The organism is Acidimicrobiales bacterium (genome assembly GCA_040219515.1).
In the GTDB taxonomy this organism is placed as follows: Bacteria; Actinomycetota; Acidimicrobiia; order Acidimicrobiales; family Aldehydirespiratoraceae; genus JAJRXC01.
The window spans coordinates 19,327-34,760 of the sequence record JAVJSI010000004.1; the positions used below are offsets into that span (position 1 = coordinate 19,327).

At 68.6% G+C, this 15,434-nt stretch carries 14 protein-coding genes; 5 read left to right on the plus strand and 9 right to left on the minus strand.

Annotation, left to right across the window (positions count from 1 at the left end; translation table 11 throughout):
- Positions 1-50: 50 nt before the first annotated feature.
- From RIB98_01145 to RIB98_01155, 3 genes are read right to left on the minus strand one after another with little or no spacing between them, the layout of a single operon-like run.
- A complete protein-coding gene (locus RIB98_01145) occupies positions 51-1,277 on the minus strand; it encodes a cytochrome P450 (GenBank protein MEQ8839558.1) in 1,227 nt (408 codons plus the stop codon).
- On the minus strand, positions 1,274-1,816 hold the full coding sequence (locus tag RIB98_01150) for an SRPBCC family protein (protein MEQ8839559.1): 543 nt from the start codon (positions 1,814-1,816) through the stop codon (positions 1,274-1,276). The genes RIB98_01145 and RIB98_01150 overlap by 4 nt, the downstream gene beginning before the upstream one ends.
- On the minus strand, positions 1,813-2,412 hold the full coding sequence (locus tag RIB98_01155) for a helix-turn-helix domain-containing protein (protein ID MEQ8839560.1): 600 nt from the start codon (positions 2,410-2,412) through the stop codon (positions 1,813-1,815). Before RIB98_01155 ends, RIB98_01150 begins: the two co-directional genes overlap by 4 nt.
- Before the next feature lie 21 nt (positions 2,413-2,433).
- On the opposite strand from RIB98_01155, the gene RIB98_01160 reads away from it, so the two are divergent.
- The 3 genes from RIB98_01160 to RIB98_01170 are packed head-to-tail and all read left to right on the plus strand — an operon-like array spanning position 2,434 to position 5,366.
- Positions 2,434-3,255, plus strand: a complete 822-nt coding sequence (locus RIB98_01160; protein MEQ8839561.1) for an enoyl-CoA hydratase — start codon at positions 2,434-2,436, stop codon at positions 3,253-3,255.
- Between the two features lie 8 nt (positions 3,256-3,263).
- Positions 3,264-4,469, plus strand: a complete 1,206-nt coding sequence (locus tag RIB98_01165; protein MEQ8839562.1) for a CoA transferase — start codon at positions 3,264-3,266, stop codon at positions 4,467-4,469.
- A 60-nt stretch (positions 4,470-4,529) separates the two neighbouring features.
- The gene (locus RIB98_01170) at positions 4,530-5,366 is read left to right on the plus strand and encodes a mechanosensitive ion channel family protein (GenBank protein MEQ8839563.1); all 837 of its coding nucleotides are present in this window, start codon (positions 4,530-4,532) and stop codon (positions 5,364-5,366) included.
- Between the two features lie 8 nt (positions 5,367-5,374).
- Here the strand turns inward: RIB98_01170 and RIB98_01175 are convergent, their stop codons facing one another.
- The 3 genes from RIB98_01175 to RIB98_01185 form a co-directional block, all read right to left on the minus strand.
- Positions 5,375-6,943 (minus strand): PQQ-binding-like beta-propeller repeat protein, encoded by a 1,569-nt coding sequence (locus RIB98_01175; GenBank protein MEQ8839564.1) that lies wholly within the window; start codon positions 6,941-6,943, stop codon positions 5,375-5,377.
- A complete protein-coding gene (locus RIB98_01180) occupies positions 6,940-7,443 on the minus strand; it encodes a MarR family transcriptional regulator (GenBank protein ID MEQ8839565.1) in 504 nt (167 codons plus the stop codon). The genes RIB98_01175 and RIB98_01180 overlap by 4 nt, the downstream gene beginning before the upstream one ends.
- A gap of 69 nt (positions 7,444-7,512) precedes the next feature.
- Positions 7,513-8,067: a YceI family protein gene (locus RIB98_01185; protein ID MEQ8839566.1), complete on the minus strand. Its 555-nt coding sequence runs from the start codon at positions 8,065-8,067 to the stop codon at positions 7,513-7,515.
- A gap of 134 nt (positions 8,068-8,201) precedes the next feature.
- On the opposite strand from RIB98_01185, the gene RIB98_01190 reads away from it, so the two are divergent.
- Positions 8,202-8,585: a hypothetical protein gene (locus tag RIB98_01190; GenBank protein ID MEQ8839567.1), complete on the plus strand. Its 384-nt coding sequence runs from the start codon at positions 8,202-8,204 to the stop codon at positions 8,583-8,585.
- Between the two features lie 19 nt (positions 8,586-8,604).
- Positions 8,605-9,423 (plus strand): 50S ribosomal protein L11 methyltransferase, encoded by an 819-nt coding sequence (locus tag RIB98_01195; GenBank protein MEQ8839568.1) that lies wholly within the window; start codon positions 8,605-8,607, stop codon positions 9,421-9,423.
- A 35-nt stretch (positions 9,424-9,458) separates the two neighbouring features.
- Here RIB98_01195 and RIB98_01200 read toward each other — a convergent pair whose 3' ends face one another.
- The 3 genes from RIB98_01200 to RIB98_01210 all read right to left on the minus strand — a co-directional run bounded on the left by RIB98_01200 (position 9,459) and on the right by RIB98_01210 (position 15,404).
- Positions 9,459-12,617 carry a heparinase II/III family protein gene (locus RIB98_01200; protein ID MEQ8839569.1) on the minus strand — a complete coding sequence of 1,053 codons (3,159 nt, stop codon included), beginning with the start codon at positions 12,615-12,617 and terminating at the stop codon, positions 9,459-9,461.
- Positions 12,618-12,678: 61 nt separating this feature from the next.
- Entirely contained in the window at positions 12,679-13,614 is a 936-nt protein-coding gene (locus tag RIB98_01205) for a TIGR03621 family F420-dependent LLM class oxidoreductase (protein MEQ8839570.1), read from the minus strand.
- On the minus strand, positions 13,611-15,404 hold the full coding sequence (locus RIB98_01210; protein ID MEQ8839571.1) for an NAD(P)/FAD-dependent oxidoreductase: 1,794 nt from the start codon (positions 15,402-15,404) through the stop codon (positions 13,611-13,613). Before RIB98_01210 ends, RIB98_01205 begins: the two co-directional genes overlap by 4 nt.
- Positions 15,405-15,434 lie beyond the last annotated feature (30 nt).

Here is a 15,434-nt window from a genome sequence, read left to right on the forward strand (position 1 = left end):
CTAACGATGGTCTCGTGTGAGAGGAAATCGGCGCCTACGACGAGCCTGGGCTAGCCGCGCACGTCGTAGCGGATGCGCATCTCCTTGATGCCGTTGATCAGATTCGAATGGAGGCGTCGAGGCGGCGCCTCGAGTTCGACGTTCTCGATCGCTCCGAGGAGCTCGGTGTAGAGCAGTCGCAGCGACATCCGGGCCAGGTTGGCGCCGAGGCAGAAGTGTTCGCCGATGCCGAACGACTGCTGGCGGTTCGGCGTGCGATCGATGTCGAAGGTGTGGGGATTCTCGAACACCGAGGGATCACGGTTGGAACCGGCGTACCACATGATGACCTTGTCGCCCGCGGCGATGGGCTGGTCGCCGATCACCGTGTCGGCCGTGGCGGTGCGGCGGAAGTGATGAATCGGCGGCTCCCAGCGCAGGATCTCCTCCACCGCGCCCGGAATCAGGCTCGGGTCGGCCTGGAGGCGCGCCATTGCCTCCGGGTGCTCGATCAGCGCGAGGAGACCGTGGGAACTCGCCGTGCGCGTGGTTTCGTTGCCCGCCACGATCAGGAACATGAAGAACAGCGTGTATTCGAGGTCGGTCAGCTTGCGGCCATCGACCTCGGCCTCGAGCAGGGTGCTGGTGAGACTGCCCGTCGGGTTGGCGCGCTCGCGGGCCGCCATCTCGTTGGCGTAGGCGAAGATCTCGATGGACTGCTCCGCCGTGACATCCGGGCTCGGCGCCACCTCGGGATCCTGGTCGTCGATCAGGGCGTGGCTGAGTTCGTAGAGGCGGTGGCGGTCGGCCTCGGGCACACCCATGAGTTCGCTGATCGACCACATCGGGATCAACGCGGCGACCTCGCTGACGAAGTCAGCAGTGTTCCTCTTGCGGAGATTGCCCACCACGCGGGCCGTCTCTGCCCGCAGGGACGACTCGAGCCGAGCCATCATCTTGGGCGTGAAGGCCTTCGACACGATGCTGCGGAATGCCTGGTGCTCGGGCGGGTCCATGCCGATGATGATCATGCGCACCTGATCGAGGCCGCCCTCGGGCGGATCGAGTCGCAGCGGGCCGCCGAGGTAGCTCGAGAAGAGTCCGGGCGAGGTGGAGATGTGGCGGACGTCCTCGTGACGTGTGATCGCCCAGAATCCCTTGCCGTCGGATTCCTCGTGCCAGTGGACGGGCGACTCGCTGCGCAGACGGTCGAGCCACTCGTGCGGCGCAGCCTGCTCCCAGACCGACGCGTCGGTGAGGTCGATGTCGCTGAGGTCGGGGGCGCGGAGATCGCTCACTTGGCCGCTCCGGCCGTGGTGAAGTCCGCCTCGACGAGTTTGCCGAACTTCTTCAGCATGCGCCTCACCATGAAGCCCATCATCTTGTCGCCGACCTTGGCCTTGGCTCCGGACTTCTCGGTGGCCTCGTCGCCCCCGGGCTTCCCCGTTTTCGGCTTCAGCGCCATCGTCCACTCGACGCGGCACCGGCCGCCACCGAGATCGGTCACCTGGTAGTCCTCGGCGAACGCGGCGAGCGAGTCCTTCGACATTTCGTTGAAGCGGAACGCCATGCGCACACCGTGCTCGTAGGCGATGAACTCCTCGTAGCCGATGAGGTCGCCGCGCATGTGCACGTTGCGGGTGGATCCGACTTCGAGCGGGAAGCCGGAGGTCCAGTCGACGCGGGTGATGGGCATGGCCCACTTCGTCCACGCTTCGGCATCCAGAAACGCGTCGAAGATCTGATCGGGTGTGGCCGCGACCTCCACGTTCGCTCGGTGGATCGTCGGGGCGGTCTCGAAGAACTCGAGCCCCACTTTCTCGCAACTGAACGTCATTTCTTGCTCCCTCGTGGATCGAGATCGAATTGGGTGGTGAGAACCGGGACGACATACGTGTCGATCATCCTGCGCTCGGCCTCGGGGCTGGGTCCGGGCATCACGAGGAGCGAGATGATCGTGCGCAGCAGCCACTCGCCACGTCGTTCGATCTCGGCTCGCTGCGTCCCGTTCGTCTCGAGCTGGCCGACGAGTCCGACCGACATCGCTCGGAGCAGCTCGGAGTTCTGGCTCACTGCGATGGGCACGGCCATGTTCTCCGGTTCGAACCACACGGCGAGCAGCGGGTCGGTTCGCACCGCCTCGATGCCGCTGAGGATTCGGTCGGTGAGGGACTCGGCGCCATTGTCCTGACGCGCCGAGTCGAGTCGACTGGCGATCCGCAGCGTTGCCCGGTGAACGAAGCTGACCTGTAGCGCTTCCTGATTCGGGAAATAGCGGTAGAGGGTCGCCCGCGAACAGCCCGCCTCGCGGGCCACGTCGACCATCGTCGCCCTGGACACCCCGTGCTCGGCAAACGCCTGGCCGGCGGCATCGAGAATGCGGTCGACGGCGACGTCGCCGTCTGCATGTCGGGGCCAGCGCTTGTGAGACATATAGGTTAGTATGCCTTACATATGACCACCTCGCGCAACGACCTCGTCCTGATCGACAAGCCCCGGCCCCACACCACGGTGATCACGCTGAACCGCCCCGAGCGAATGAACTCGATGGCCTTTCACCTGATGGTCCCGCTGCACGAGGCGTTCGAGGAAGTCGCAGCCGACAATGACACGTGGACGGTCGTGCTCACCGGCGAGGGGCGTGGCTTCTGCTCGGGCGCCGACACCTCCGACGACGGCGGCCCCCCGCCGAACATCGACGGCATGACCCTCACCCGCATCGCCAGCAAGGCGATGTCGGTGCTGGCCGATCTCGTGCCCGCGATGCAGCGCATGCCCCAGCCGGTGATCTGCGCGATCAACGGCGCGGCCATCGGCGGCGGCATGTGTCTCACCCTCGGGGCCGACATCCGTCTGGCCGGCGAATCGGCCTATTTCCGCGCCGCAGGGATCAACAACGGCCTCACCGCCACCGAGCTCGGCCTCAGCTTCCTGCTGCCGCGGGCCATCGGTTCGTCGCGAGCGATGGAGATCATGCTGTCGGGTCGCGACGTCGACGCCCACGAGGCCGCGAACATCGGTCTCGTCTCCCGGGTCGTGCCCGACGAGGACCTGCTCACCGAGGCCCTCGACCTCGCCGACCAGATCAACGGCTGGAGCACCCACGGCACCCAGCTCACCAAGCGGACGATGTGGGCCGGCCTCGAGATGGGCAGTCTGCGGGCGGCGATCGAGATGGAGACCCACACCCAGTTGTACATTCGCCTGACCACGAAGAACTTCGAGGAGGGTGTGCGGGCTCGCAAGGAAGGCCGCGCGCCGGACTTCCAGGACTGAGAGACCCGATGAGCGACGGCAGGAACACCACCGGACCCATGGAGGGTGTGAAGGTGCTCGACATCTCGATCGCCCTCACCGGGCCCTACGCGGCGGCGTTGCTCGCCGATCAAGGGGCCGAGGTCATCAAGGTCGAGCGGCCGGGCATCGGCGACATCGCCCGCTACGTCGGTGTGTCGGTCAACGGAATGAGTTCCCTCTACCTGGTCTGCAATCGGGGCAAGCGGTCGATCGCGGTCGACATGCAGACGCCCGAGGGGGCCGAGATCGTCCGTCGTCTCGCGGCCGACGTCGATGTGGTGATCCAGAACTTCCGGCCCGGGGTGATGGACCGCCTCGGCCTCGGCTACGACGACGTCAGGAAGGACAATCCCGACGTGGTCTACGTCTCGCTCTCCGGCTTCGGCTCCGAGGGTCCCTATCGGGACCGGAGTGCGTACGACACCGTGATTCAGTCCTACGCCGGGCTCGCCGCGAACCAGGCCGACCCCGACGACGGCGTGCCCACGTTCCTCCGTCAGACGGCGGCCGACAAGGTGACCGCGCTCTACGCGACGCAGGCGGTCACCGCGGCGCTGTTCGCCCGCGCCACCGGTCGAGGTGGCCAGCACGTCGAGCTGTCGATGACCGACGCGGTGGTGTCGTTCCTCTGGGCCGACGCGGCGGCCAACGAAGTGCTGCTCGACGCCGACCATTCCCAGCACTCGAGCTTCGTCGCCGGGTTTCGTCCCATGCGGTTCCTCGACGGATGGGGCATCGTCACCCCCACGTCGGATCACGACTTCGCGGGCATGTGCAAGGCGCTCGACGTCGAAGGCTGGGACGATCCCCGCATCGCCACGATCCACGAGCGGACCAAGAACCGGGACGTGCTCGAGCCGGTCATGGACATGGTCTACGCGATGGCCGCCAACCGCACGATGGCGGAAGCCACCGAGCGGTTCGAGGCCGAGCGGGTGCCGTTCTCGATGATCCTGACCCCCGAGGACATCACGAAGGATCCCCACGCCGTCGCGATCGGCCTGTTCGAGGAGGCCGACCATCATGTCGTCGGCCGCACCCGCCTCCCGCGGCACCCCGGCCAGTTCAGCGAGACGCCGGCGCAGGTCACCGGCGACTCGCCGGCGCTCGGCCAACACACCGATGAGATCCTCGCTGAACTCGGCATGGCCGACGAGATCACCGGGCTGCGGGAACGGTCCGTCATCAGCTGACCTTCGTCGATGGCCTAGCTTCGGAGGCGACGCCGACCCGAGGAAGAGCCAGCCGCTGCCATGTTCGCCGAATCCGATCTCACCCCGACGCTTGCTGATGATCTGACGGCGTGGGATTGGGGCCAGGCAGCCATCGTCCTGGTGGCGGCAGTGGTGCTGGCCCGGGTGCTGCGGATCGTCATACGACGGGCCTTCGCCCGCAGCCCGGCCGATGACTTCCTCGGCGATCTGATCGGGCGGATCGCGGCCTACGTGACGGTGGCGGTCGGCATCGTCTACTCCCTCGAAGGACTCGGGGTCGCCATCGCGCCGATCCTCGGCGCCCTGGGCATCGCCGGCATCGCCATTGCGTTCGCGCTCCAGGACATTCTCGAGAACTTCGTGGCCGGCATCATCCTCCAGCTCCGTCGGCCGTTCACCGCGGGCGACGAGATCGAGTCATGTGATCACGAAGGAACCGTGGCCTCGGTCGACGCCCGCACCGTCACCGTACGAACGCCCGACGGCGAGCTGGTGCGACTGCCGAGTGCCGAGGTGATCAAGAATCCGATCATCAATCACACCGCCCTCGGTCGTCGGCGCACGACGGTCGACGTCGGCGTCGCCTACGGCACCGATCTCGACATGGCTGCGCGGGTTGCGGCAGAAGCGGCGGCTGGTGCCGAGGGGGTCCGGTCGTGGCCCGAACCGGATGCGCTCGTCCACACCTTCGGCGAATCGAGCATCGACATCGCCGTGCGGTTCTGGCACGAGCCGACGATCCTCGCCCGTTGGCAGACACGAGACAGTGTGGTCCGCGCGATCGCGCGAGCGTTCGACGACAACCAGATCACGATCCCGTTCCCGCAGCGGGTCCTCCACCCTGCGCCGACCGAGTCGCCGTCGGGCGGCGACTGACCTGCAGGTCAGGACGCGACCTCGTAGGCGATCACCTGTGGGGGACCGGCTTGTCCCACGGGCACGAAGATCCGGTCCCCGACGACCGACATCCACCCGTTGATGCCACCCGGCGTGGCGAGCTCGTACATGATCTCGCCGGTGTCACGTGCCAACGCCAGGATCCGTCCGTCGAGCAGCGCGGTGAGCACGAGATCGTTGACCACCGTGACCCCACCGAGCGGATCACCGGGCACCGAGGTGGCCCAGAGCACGCCGCCGGTGGCGGCGTCGATGGCGACGACCTCGCCCGGACCGGTGCCCAGTTCGCTGCCGAAGTAGGCGGTTGCGTCGGGCACGAGTCGGGTCGGGGCGTTGAGCGTGGCGACGTAGACGATGCCGTCCTGCGACGCCGGCGGGGTGAGCACGCCGCCGTAGGTGCCCGGATACACGGTCGTTTCGCCGGTGAGCTCGTCGAGGTCGTCGTTCTCGTGGCGACCAACCGGGGTCTCCCACAACGGCTCGCCGGTCGGGTCGATGCCGACGACGGTGCCGCCCTTGCCGGTGGCGATCACGATCTCTTTCGCTGCCGAATCCGAGCCCGTGTCGAGGTCGACGAGCATGATGTGCACGAGGTCACGGTCGAAGATGTCGTGCGGGATGACCTGGTGGTACCACTGCAACTCGCCGGTGGCGATGTCGAGCGCGACGGCCGAGTTCGTGTAGAGGTTGGGCCCCGGCCGGCTGGACCCATTGGGGAATTCGGCGGTGCCCGGGAAGGGGGCCGGATTGGCCACGCCCCAGTAGATGAGGCCGCGGGCCACATCGATGGCCGGCGGGTACCAGGCGCCGCCGCCGGAGTTGACGTCGGGATTGCCCCAGAGGTCCTCGCTGTCGACGGTATCGAACGTCCAGACGACCTCGCCGGTGACGGCATCGAGCGCATGGAGCACGCCGCGATCGCCGCCCACGTAGATCCCTCCGATGCTGACGGGGACGGTGCTCACCATCACGAGTCCGTCGTAGACGACCGGCTGGATGTCGATGCCGGTGGTCGGGGTCGCGATGATCTCGCGCACCCAGAGTTCCTCGCCGGTCTCGGCGTCGAGGGCGACGACGCCGCTCGATCCGTAGACCGCGAACACCCGGCCGTCGGCGATCGCCGCGCCGAAGGGGCCGATGTTGAACCCGGTGGCGGTGCTGGTCCAGATGGCCTCACCGGTCTCGGCGTCGACGGCATGGACCGAGCCGCTGCCGGACTGGGTGTAGACGACGCCGTCGGCCACGATGGGCACCGTCGAGAGCGTCCCGCCGAATTCGGCCGACCAGACCATCGAGAGGGTGTCGATGTTGGCGCTGGTGATGGAGGACCCGACGGCGGCCCGGGAGTTGCCGTAGTCGGCGCCGGGCAGCGCCCAGTCCTGCGGTTCGACCTCGACCGGCGTGCCGGTGGTGGACGGCGACGTGGATTCGGCCGCCGGGAGTGTCGTGGAGGCCGGGGCAGTGGTGGCCGTCGACGCAAGATCGGGGAGCGGATCGTCGCCGGCACAACCCGCCGCGAGCAGGACGGCGACGGCCGCCACGAGGGCGTGTCTCACTGATCCGCCGTTCGGTCGCCGGTCCGCAGGGCGTGGAGGTGTTCGGCGACCTTGCCGAGGCCGACCGCCAACGCGGCGACGTCGTCGGTGTCGAGGTGGTCGAAGACCAGTCGGCGGACCGAGTCGAGATGGTTCGGCGCCACCTCGACCAGCAGGTCGTAGCCGGCCTCGGTGAGCACCACGTTGATCGCCCGCCGGTCCTCGGGACAACGCTCGCGGGCCACGAGGCCGCGTTCGCTGAGCCGGTCGAGGCGCTGGGAGAGTCGGGTCCGGCTGGCCAGCATCTCGTTGGCGAGGCTGCCAACACGGAGTCGGCGCGTTTCCTGGTCGGAGAGGAGGTGGAGGACCTCGTAGTCCTCCAGCGTGAGGTCGGCGATGCCGCGGAGGTCACTCGACAGTGCGTCGAAGAGCCCCGATCCGACTTCGATCAGGGCCAACCACGCGGCCTTCTCGGCGTCATCGAGCCAGTGCACGTCGGTGCGGGTGGCGGTTCGTTCCATCGGGCGAATGTAGTTCGTGCCCTGCGCCGGGACCGCCCGGAGGGAGGTGGCGGCCCCGGCGCGCGGCGGTCACGGACGCACGAACTGGGCCTCGATGCTGAGGGCGACCTTGTCGCCGATGGCGACCTTGTCGGCGCCCATGGGCACGTCGAACTCGATGCCGAACACCTTGCGGGACAGCGTGCCGGTGGCCGAGAAACCGGCCCGGTACGACCCGTCCATCGGGTTGTCATCGGTGCCGTTGAACTCGACGTCGAGCGTGACGGGGGCGGTCACCCCGTTGAGCGTGAGGTCGCCGACGACCGTGTAGGTGCCGTCGCCCCCGTCGGTGATGGCGGTGGACGCGTAGGTCATCCGGGGATGGGTGTCGGTGTCGAAGAAGTCGGTGCTGCGCAGGTGGGCGTCGCGGTCGGCGTTGCCGGTGTCGACGCTGGCGAGCTCGATCGTGGCCCGCAGCGAGCTGGTGTCGAGCGAGTCGGCGACCTCGAGGCCGGCGTCGAAGGCGTTGAAGCGGCCCCGCACCTTGCTGAGCCCGAGGTGGCGGACGGTGAACTCGACCGTGCTGTGCACGGCGTCGACCGGCCAGCTGCCGGCGGTGAGGGGGAGGGTGGTGGTCGTGGTCATGTTCGGTTGCTTTCCTGATGTGGTGGCAGGTGTGCCAATTTTGACGTATCTGAGGGCACCAACTCATGTCAAGATTGACATATTCCCGCGACCCGAGAATTCTTGCGCGAGATTCGCGGCGGTAGCGTGCGGCGATGGACGAGCCACAGGGCAAATCGAAGGCGGAGCGCAAGAAGGCCCGCCGTCGCGCTCGCAAGGCCGCCGAGGTCGCCGAGTCGAAGCGCCTCGAGACCCTGGCCACCGAAGGTGTCGATGCGGCGCTCCGCCTTGCGCCCGAGGTCGCCGCGGCGGCCCATGACTCGGCCGACCGGGCCCTGCCCGTTGCGGTCACGACGGTCGATGCCGCGCGCTTCGTCCGCAAACGGATCAACGAAGCGCTTGCCTACGAGGAATGGCACACCGAGGTCGAAGCGTGGGTCTGGGATGCCGACACCTCGGTGCGCGAGGCGCTGACCGAGCACGGTGCCGAGGTCGGCGTGGAGTTGCGGCTCGAACAGGTGCGCACGGTCCGCGACTGATCGCAGTGGCCGTCTCGCCGTGCTTGCCGTCGCCACCACCGCCGATCGCATCGATGCTCTGATCCGACGCCTATGTGATTTCGGGCTGCTCGCGGCCGAACACCGGGCCCCGGGGGAGGCCCGACGGGTCGTCGTCGCAAGACTCGACGACGAGTCCACGTCCGAGAGCGCCGCGGTCGCGCTGCGGGCGGAAGGATGGATGGCGGTCACCCGGCCGGCCGAGGGGCCGGCGCTGGCGGCGTGGCACTCCGCGACCCGGCCGGTGGTGATCGCCGACCGGTTCGGGATCTGTCTCGCGTGGTCCGAGCACGACCGCGCCGGGCTGCCGGCGATGATCGAGCTGGGCCCGGGCGGCTTCGGCAGCGGCCACCATCCGACCACCCGCATGCTCGCCGAGGAGATCGCCGCCCGGACCAGACCCGGTGACCGGGTCCTCGACGTCGGCTGTGGCAGCGGTGTGCTCGCCTTCTGCGCGATCCGGGCCGGCGCCGCGCACGCCGTCGCCCTGGACCTGAAGCCGGAGGCGATCGCAGCCACGCGGGCCAACGCTGCGCTCAACGGCATGGCCGACACGGTCCGGGCCACATCGACGCCGCTCGAGCAGATCGACGACTCGTTCGACCTCGTCGTGGCCAACATCGCCCGGGCCGGCATCGTGGCGTCGGCCCGCGGGCTGGTGTCGTCCGTTTCCTCCGGCGGTGTGCTGATGGTGAGCGGCATCAGCCCGGCACAACGCTCCCTGGTCGCGGGTCACCTCCAGCCGCTCGTGGCGATCGACGACCGCATCGACGGCGACTGGTCCACCCTCACCCTCGCCCACCCCACCCCGGCAACTTGAGGCGAGTTCACTACCTCCGCGGTGGTCAACTCGCCTCAATTTCGTGGGGGTGGGGTGGTGTCGACGACGACCCAGATGAGTTCGTTCTTGTCGTCGGCTCCCGCGATGACACCGGGCGCAAACTCGATGATGCGACCGGTCCAGCGCCGCACCTCTCGCTGGTCGGCGTCCGGATCGATGAGGACGATCACGCCGGTGCCCCGATCGTCATCGCCCAGGCTGCGGACGAGCACGGTCATGCGGCGGGTGCCGTCGCGACCGGTCATCGCCACCAGGGCGGGCGAGCCATCGACCCTTCGCCGCACCGTGGCCGTGCCGAGATCCTCGGCGATCGAACCGATGTAGCCGGTCCGAAGGAACCCGACGGCGTCGGTGGGGAACGGCGGCTCCGGTCCGTCGCAGTCGGGGTCGGCGGCGTCGAACAGGCCGTCGAGATCGTCGTCGCGTTCGTCGCCACAACGGTCGCCGCCGGTCAGGACGACATCGACCGGATCCGATCGGTGGCCGTCCCGGTCGGTCACGGTGAGCCGAACCCGGAAGGTGCCCGGCGCGTCGACGAGCAGACTCGGGGTCCAACCGTCGGCACCGCCGAGCTGCCAGGCCGATCCCCGGGGGGCGGACACCAGCTGCCATTGCGGCGTGAGGCGACCACCATCAGGGTCGCACGACGCCCGACCATCGAGTCGGACCTCGGTGCCGAGGTCGACGCGGGTGGCGGGCGCGTTCGCAACGGCGCCCGGGCGGCCATCGACGGGTGACGGTGACCAGAGAACGCGGTCGGCGCCGCTCGGGTCGATCCGAACGCGGTCGCCCGAGACCTCGGCGGCGCACCCGTGATCGAGGTGACCGGCCCCGAGACCGTCGAGGAAGAGGGAGTGGGCCGGATCGGTGGCGACGATCTCCCAACCGCCGGAGACGCCGGTGGCCAGGGCGACGGCCGAGGCACCGGGTGCCCGCAGCGTCACGTCGCCCGTCTCGACGGTGTCGCCGGTGGCGTAGGCGATGACATCAGGCCCCTCGACGGCGCGGTCGTCGAGCGTGAGGCCGGCGTCGCCCAGCGAGATCTCGACCGCTCGACCGGCCGCGGGGTCGTCGATCGAGACGGTGATGGTACCGTCCGGGCCGGTCTCGGTCTCGATGGTCGGCGCGGTATCGGCCAGGGCCGACGGCACGAGCACCTGGAGCGCCCGCACCGTTCCCGCGGCCGACACGGTGGCGTACTGCGCCTCGTGGGTGGCCTCGGCCCGTCGCTCATCGGGCACCTCGTGCTCCTCGACGCGGCTGGTGATGGTCGGCGCTCCCACCGAGGTGGCCACCGCGCTCGTGAGCCGGGCGTCGTCGTGGGTCCACGTGCCGCCGTTGGCCTCGGCGACGTAGGTACCGCCGCTCGTGGCGCCGCCGTTGCCGTGGAGCACCCAGTCGAGCGTCACCGATTCGTCGCCGTCGGGCACGATCTCGTCGGTGATCAGCAGGTAGCGGTCGTCGACGAACAGGAAGTCGCGGTCCAACTGGATGTCGGTACCCGACGCCGCCGCGCCGTAGCGGGTCGTGACCGAGGCGCCGTCGATGCGGTCGGTGTCGAGCGTGTTGTGCAGTGTCGCGAAGCCGTCCTGCGGTGGTGGACCGGTCGGGTCGTTGCGCCAGTTGATCGAGTTGAGCAGCATCGCCTCCGGTCCGGCGCCGTTGACCAGCACCATGTTGTGATCGCGCGCCTCGAGGACCTGGCCGTGGGTGCCGAACGTGAAGTAGCCCGGATCGAGCACCAGGGTCGAGCCGTGGGCATAGAGCAGGAAGGAACCCGGCTCCATGTGTTCGTGGCTCTGCGGGGCGCGGCCGATGCCGTTGGAATCGCGGCCGAACAGGGATGCGGTGATGCCCTCGGCCTGGGCGATGACCATGGTGGCATCGGTCGACCAGTCCGAGCGGAAGACCGCGTTGCCGCCCTCGTACCAGAACGACGTCGGCGAGCCGGCCGGCGGCTCGGCGACGACCGTGTCGTCGAAGGCCATGAGACTGTCGACGGCGAGGTCGGTCGTGGCCTCCCACACGTGGGCCGGTTCGGCGTTGGCCCAACGCCAGGCGTAACTGCCCTGGTTGGGCAGCGTGGGCAGCGCGCCGAAGTAGTGGGCTTCGTGCGTGTTCGCGTCGTCGATCGGGGCGAGGGTGCCGTCGGGGAGCGTGAGCGCCAGCATCCAGTCCTGCGTGAACCCGAACTGGGCGGTCCGGTGGATCGCCGGAACCACCCGACCGTCGCCGGTCGTCCACGAAGCATCGCCCAGCAGACGGTCCCACATGCCGAAGAACGGTGCCATCGTCTCGGTGGTGAAACGCTCGTAATGGGGACCCTCGGCGTAGGCGCCGTCGCCGGTCACCAGGATGTAGCGCAACGCCTCGTCGACCAGGGTGATGCCGTAGTCCCACCACGCGAGCGGATTGCGACTGCCGTCGGGATCGTCGGCCGGGTCGGGCCCGAACTCGGCGAGCACGACGGCCGCGGTGGCCATTGCTGCGCCGCTCTTCGATCGATGGTTGTTCTGGTGCAGTTCGGCGACGCCCCCGGCGGTCTCCGGCCGGGTGTAGTTCCGGTAGAGCTCACTCGTGACGTCGGTCAGGCGCTCCGCGATGATCTCGTCGTTGCCCTCGAAATCGAACCCGGCGCCGAGCAGGGTGTCGAACGCGCCCGCCCACTGCAGGATCTCGGCTGCGGTGTCGATGTCTCGATCCCAACCCCCGATCGGGGCCGGGACGGCGAAGCGGCTCCGCTGGTAGAGGCCGAGCAGCAGCTCTTCCACGATCTCGCCGGCCGCGAGGCGAGCCTCCGGCGTGGGGAACGGCACGATCTCGCCGTCGACGACGGTGCGGTCGATGGCGTAGGCGAACGCGAGGAACCGCGCCGCCCGGGTCATGTCCTTCTGGGCCTCGCGGCTCGGGTCGCCAGGCGTTCGGGAGAGCCGACGGGCCTCGTGGAGCGCGTGGGCATCCAGGAAGATCGAACGGTAGGGCTCTCGATCGAGTCGGGCCGCGAGCTCGGCCTCCGTCCCAGGGGTGTAGACCGCGCGGGGGCGTTCGGTGTCGAACCCGGGGACGGTTCGCTCTGTCTGCGCTGCGGCCGGTCGGATACGCGACGGGGTGAACCCGATGACCGCGGCCGCACAGGCGGCCGCGAGGAGAACCGTGCACCATCGTCGCCCCATGACGACCACGCTGCCACACGGTCGTGACGAGCGTCGAGAAACCCTTCAGGCAGTGCCGCCCTCAGACAGTGCCGGCGAGGCGGGCGACCACGGGTTCGAGGGCCATCGCCGTTTCGATCCCCTGGACGATGAAGTAGCTGAAGCCCCAGCGTTCCCGTCGTTCCTCGAGCTGGCGGACGATCTGGTCGACCGAGCCGATCAGCAGCAACGGGCTGGCGGCGGCGTCGGCGGGGTCGAGGCCGAACATCGCCGCAGTGGCCTCGATGGCTGCCTGCTGGTCGTCGACGATCTGCGTGGTCATCACGAGCGAGTTGAGCTCTATCCGATCCATGCGATCGCCGGCCGCGTCGGCGACCCAGGCGAGCTTCTCGTCGAATCGCGCCGGCGTGATGTCGGCCACGGCATCGGGGCCGACCGCGCCGGCCCGCAGGTTGGCCGTGATGCCGACGATGTCGGCCTGCTGCGCGGCGATGGTCAGCATGCGCTTGCCGCCACCGCCGATCAGCAGCGGGGGCGGGGACTGGATCGGCTTGGGTCGACCGTCGAGACCGGTGATCGAGTAGTGCTCGCCCTGGAAGTCCACTGGCCCGTCGCCGAACAGTCCGCGGATGATCTCGATCGACTCGAGCATGCGCTCGATCCGTTCGCCCGGGCGGTCATAGGACATGCCGGCGGCGTCGTAGTCGGTGCGCATCCAGCCGGCGCCGATGCCGAACTCCATCCGTCCGCCGCTGAGCACGTCGAGCGTGGCCATGTCCTTGGCCAGCACGACCGGGTGGCGGTAGTCGTTGCCGAACACCAGTGCGCCCACCCGCAGGGTGGTCGTGGCTTCGGCGGCCACAGCCAGGGCGGGACCCACGGCGAGTTGATCCTCGAAGTGGTCGGGCATCACCAGGGTGGAGAAGCCGAGCGACTCGATCCGACGCGCGGTGTCGCTCCAGCTCGTGCCGTCGGTGGCGGTGTTCATCTGAACGCCGAAGCGGAACGGATGGGTCATGGGTTCGCTCCTGATTCCGGGCGGGTGCCGCGTGTGATTCGGGTGCCGGCCATCTCGCCCTCGTCGCGCCATCGTTCCAGATAACCGGCGTAGTGCATCAGACTCCCGGGGTAGACGAGGTTGCGGGCGCCCTCGGCGGTGAAGCTCCCCTCGCTGTTGTAGTAGCCGGGGGTGCAGGTCAGCGAGTACTCGGCGAGGCCCATGGCCACGCCGTAGAGGACGTCGAGCCATTCGTCCTCGGCCTCCGGGGTCGCCTCGATCGAGGTGATGCCCTCCTCCTCGCATGTGGCCACGATCCAGGCCACGTGCTTCGCCGACTCCGAGAGGAAGTGGACGAAGTTGGTACCGAAGCCGGCCTGCACCGTGCTGATGACCAGCAGATTCGGGAAATCGGCCGAAAGCACGCCGTGGAGGGTGTGCGCCCCGTCCGACCATCGCTCGCCCAGGGTGATGCCGTTGCGGCCGACGGGGTCGAAGCCGAGGCGGCGAACGAGGCCGGTGGTCACCTCGAAGCCCGAGGCGAAGATCAGCAGGTCGAGGTCGTAGTCGACGCCGTCGACCACCGGGCCGCCCGGCCCGATCTCGCGGACGCCCAGCCCGTCGGTGTCGACGAGATGGACGTTGGGCTCGTTGAACGCCGCGAGGTAGTCGTCGTGGAAGCACACCCGCTTGCAGTGCTTCCCGTACCAGGGCTTGAGTTTCTCGGCCGTCGCCGGGTCGTCGACGGTCTCGTCGACTCGACGCCGGAGTTGTTCCATCACCTCGAAGTCCGCCTCGTCGAGTTCGCGGCGCTGTTCGGGGCTCTCGGCCTGGATGTTGGTGTTCTCCCAGAGCACCTCGGTCCAACCGTCGCCCACGAGGTCGCGCTCGGGCTTCTCGCCGGTGACGGCGGCGGTGAAGTTGCGCATTCGTTCCGCCTGCCAACCCGGTTCGAGGCCGGCGAACCACTCGGCGTCGGTCGGGCCGTTGTTGCGCACGCCGACCGCCGATGGCGTGCGCTGGAACACGAACACGTCCTTGGCCGTGCGGGCGAGCTGCGGGACCACCTGCACCGCCGTGGCACCCGTACCGATGATGCCCACCGTTTTTTCCTCGAGGTTGTCCATCGGCGTCGTGGCACTACCGCCGGTGTAGTCGTAGTCCCAACGGGCGGTGTGGAACGACCGGCCGGCGAACGTCTCGATGCCCTCGATGCCCGGGAGCTTCGCCTTGTGCAGGATGCCGCCGGCGGTGATGAGGAACTCGGCCGCGATCCGGTCGCCGCGGGTGGTGGTGATCTGCCACCGTGCTGCCTCGTCGTCCCACTCGGCGGTGGCGATCTCGGTCTGGAAGAGCGCGTGGTCGTAGAGCTCGAACTGGCGACCGATGCGCTGGCAGTGTTCGAAGATCTCGGTGGCGCTCGCGTACTTCTCGGTGGGCATGTAGCCCGTCTCCTCGAGGAGGGGCATGTAGGTGTACGACTCGACGTCGCACATGCAGCCCGGGTAGCGGTTCCAGTACCAGGTGCCGCCGAAGTCGCCGGCCTTCTCGATGATGCGGAAATCGCGGATGCCGAGCTTCGTCAATTCGACCGCGGTGAGCATGCCGCCGAACCCGGCGCCGACGATCACCGCCTGGCGTTCCTCGACCACCGACTCGCGGGTGAACCCGGGTTCGACCCACGGGTCGCGGTCGAAATCCTCGAGCTCGCCGGTGAACTCCCTGTACTGCGCGATGCCATCGGTACGGAGCCGTTTCTCGCGTTCTCGTTGGTAGCGGTCTCGGGCGGCAGCGATCTTGTCGGGGTTCATCGCCCGAGAGTCTCGCATTTCGTCAGGCCG

Coding starts and splice junctions, on each gene's coding strand:
- RIB98_01150 (MEQ8839559.1), bottom strand. CDS start 1,816: ATGACGTTCAGTTGCGAGAAAGTGGGGCTCGAGTTCTTCGAGACCGCC.
- RIB98_01155 (MEQ8839560.1), bottom strand. CDS start 2,412: ATGTCTCACAAGCGCTGGCCCCGACATGCAGACGGCGACGTCGCCGTC.
- RIB98_01160 (MEQ8839561.1), top strand. CDS start 2,434: ATGACCACCTCGCGCAACGACCTCGTCCTGATCGACAAGCCCCGGCCC.
- RIB98_01165 (MEQ8839562.1), top strand. CDS start 3,264: ATGAGCGACGGCAGGAACACCACCGGACCCATGGAGGGTGTGAAGGTG.
- RIB98_01170 (MEQ8839563.1), top strand. CDS start 4,530: ATGTTCGCCGAATCCGATCTCACCCCGACGCTTGCTGATGATCTGACG.
- RIB98_01180 (MEQ8839565.1), bottom strand. CDS start 7,443: ATGGAACGAACCGCCACCCGCACCGACGTGCACTGGCTCGATGACGCC.
- RIB98_01185 (MEQ8839566.1), bottom strand. CDS start 8,067: ATGACCACGACCACCACCCTCCCCCTCACCGCCGGCAGCTGGCCGGTC.
- RIB98_01190 (MEQ8839567.1), top strand. CDS start 8,202: ATGGACGAGCCACAGGGCAAATCGAAGGCGGAGCGCAAGAAGGCCCGC.
- RIB98_01200 (MEQ8839569.1), bottom strand. CDS start 12,617: ATGGGGCGACGATGGTGCACGGTTCTCCTCGCGGCCGCCTGTGCGGCC.
- RIB98_01205 (MEQ8839570.1), bottom strand. CDS start 13,614: ATGACCCATCCGTTCCGCTTCGGCGTTCAGATGAACACCGCCACCGAC.
- RIB98_01210 (MEQ8839571.1), bottom strand. CDS start 15,404: ATGAACCCCGACAAGATCGCTGCCGCCCGAGACCGCTACCAACGAGAA.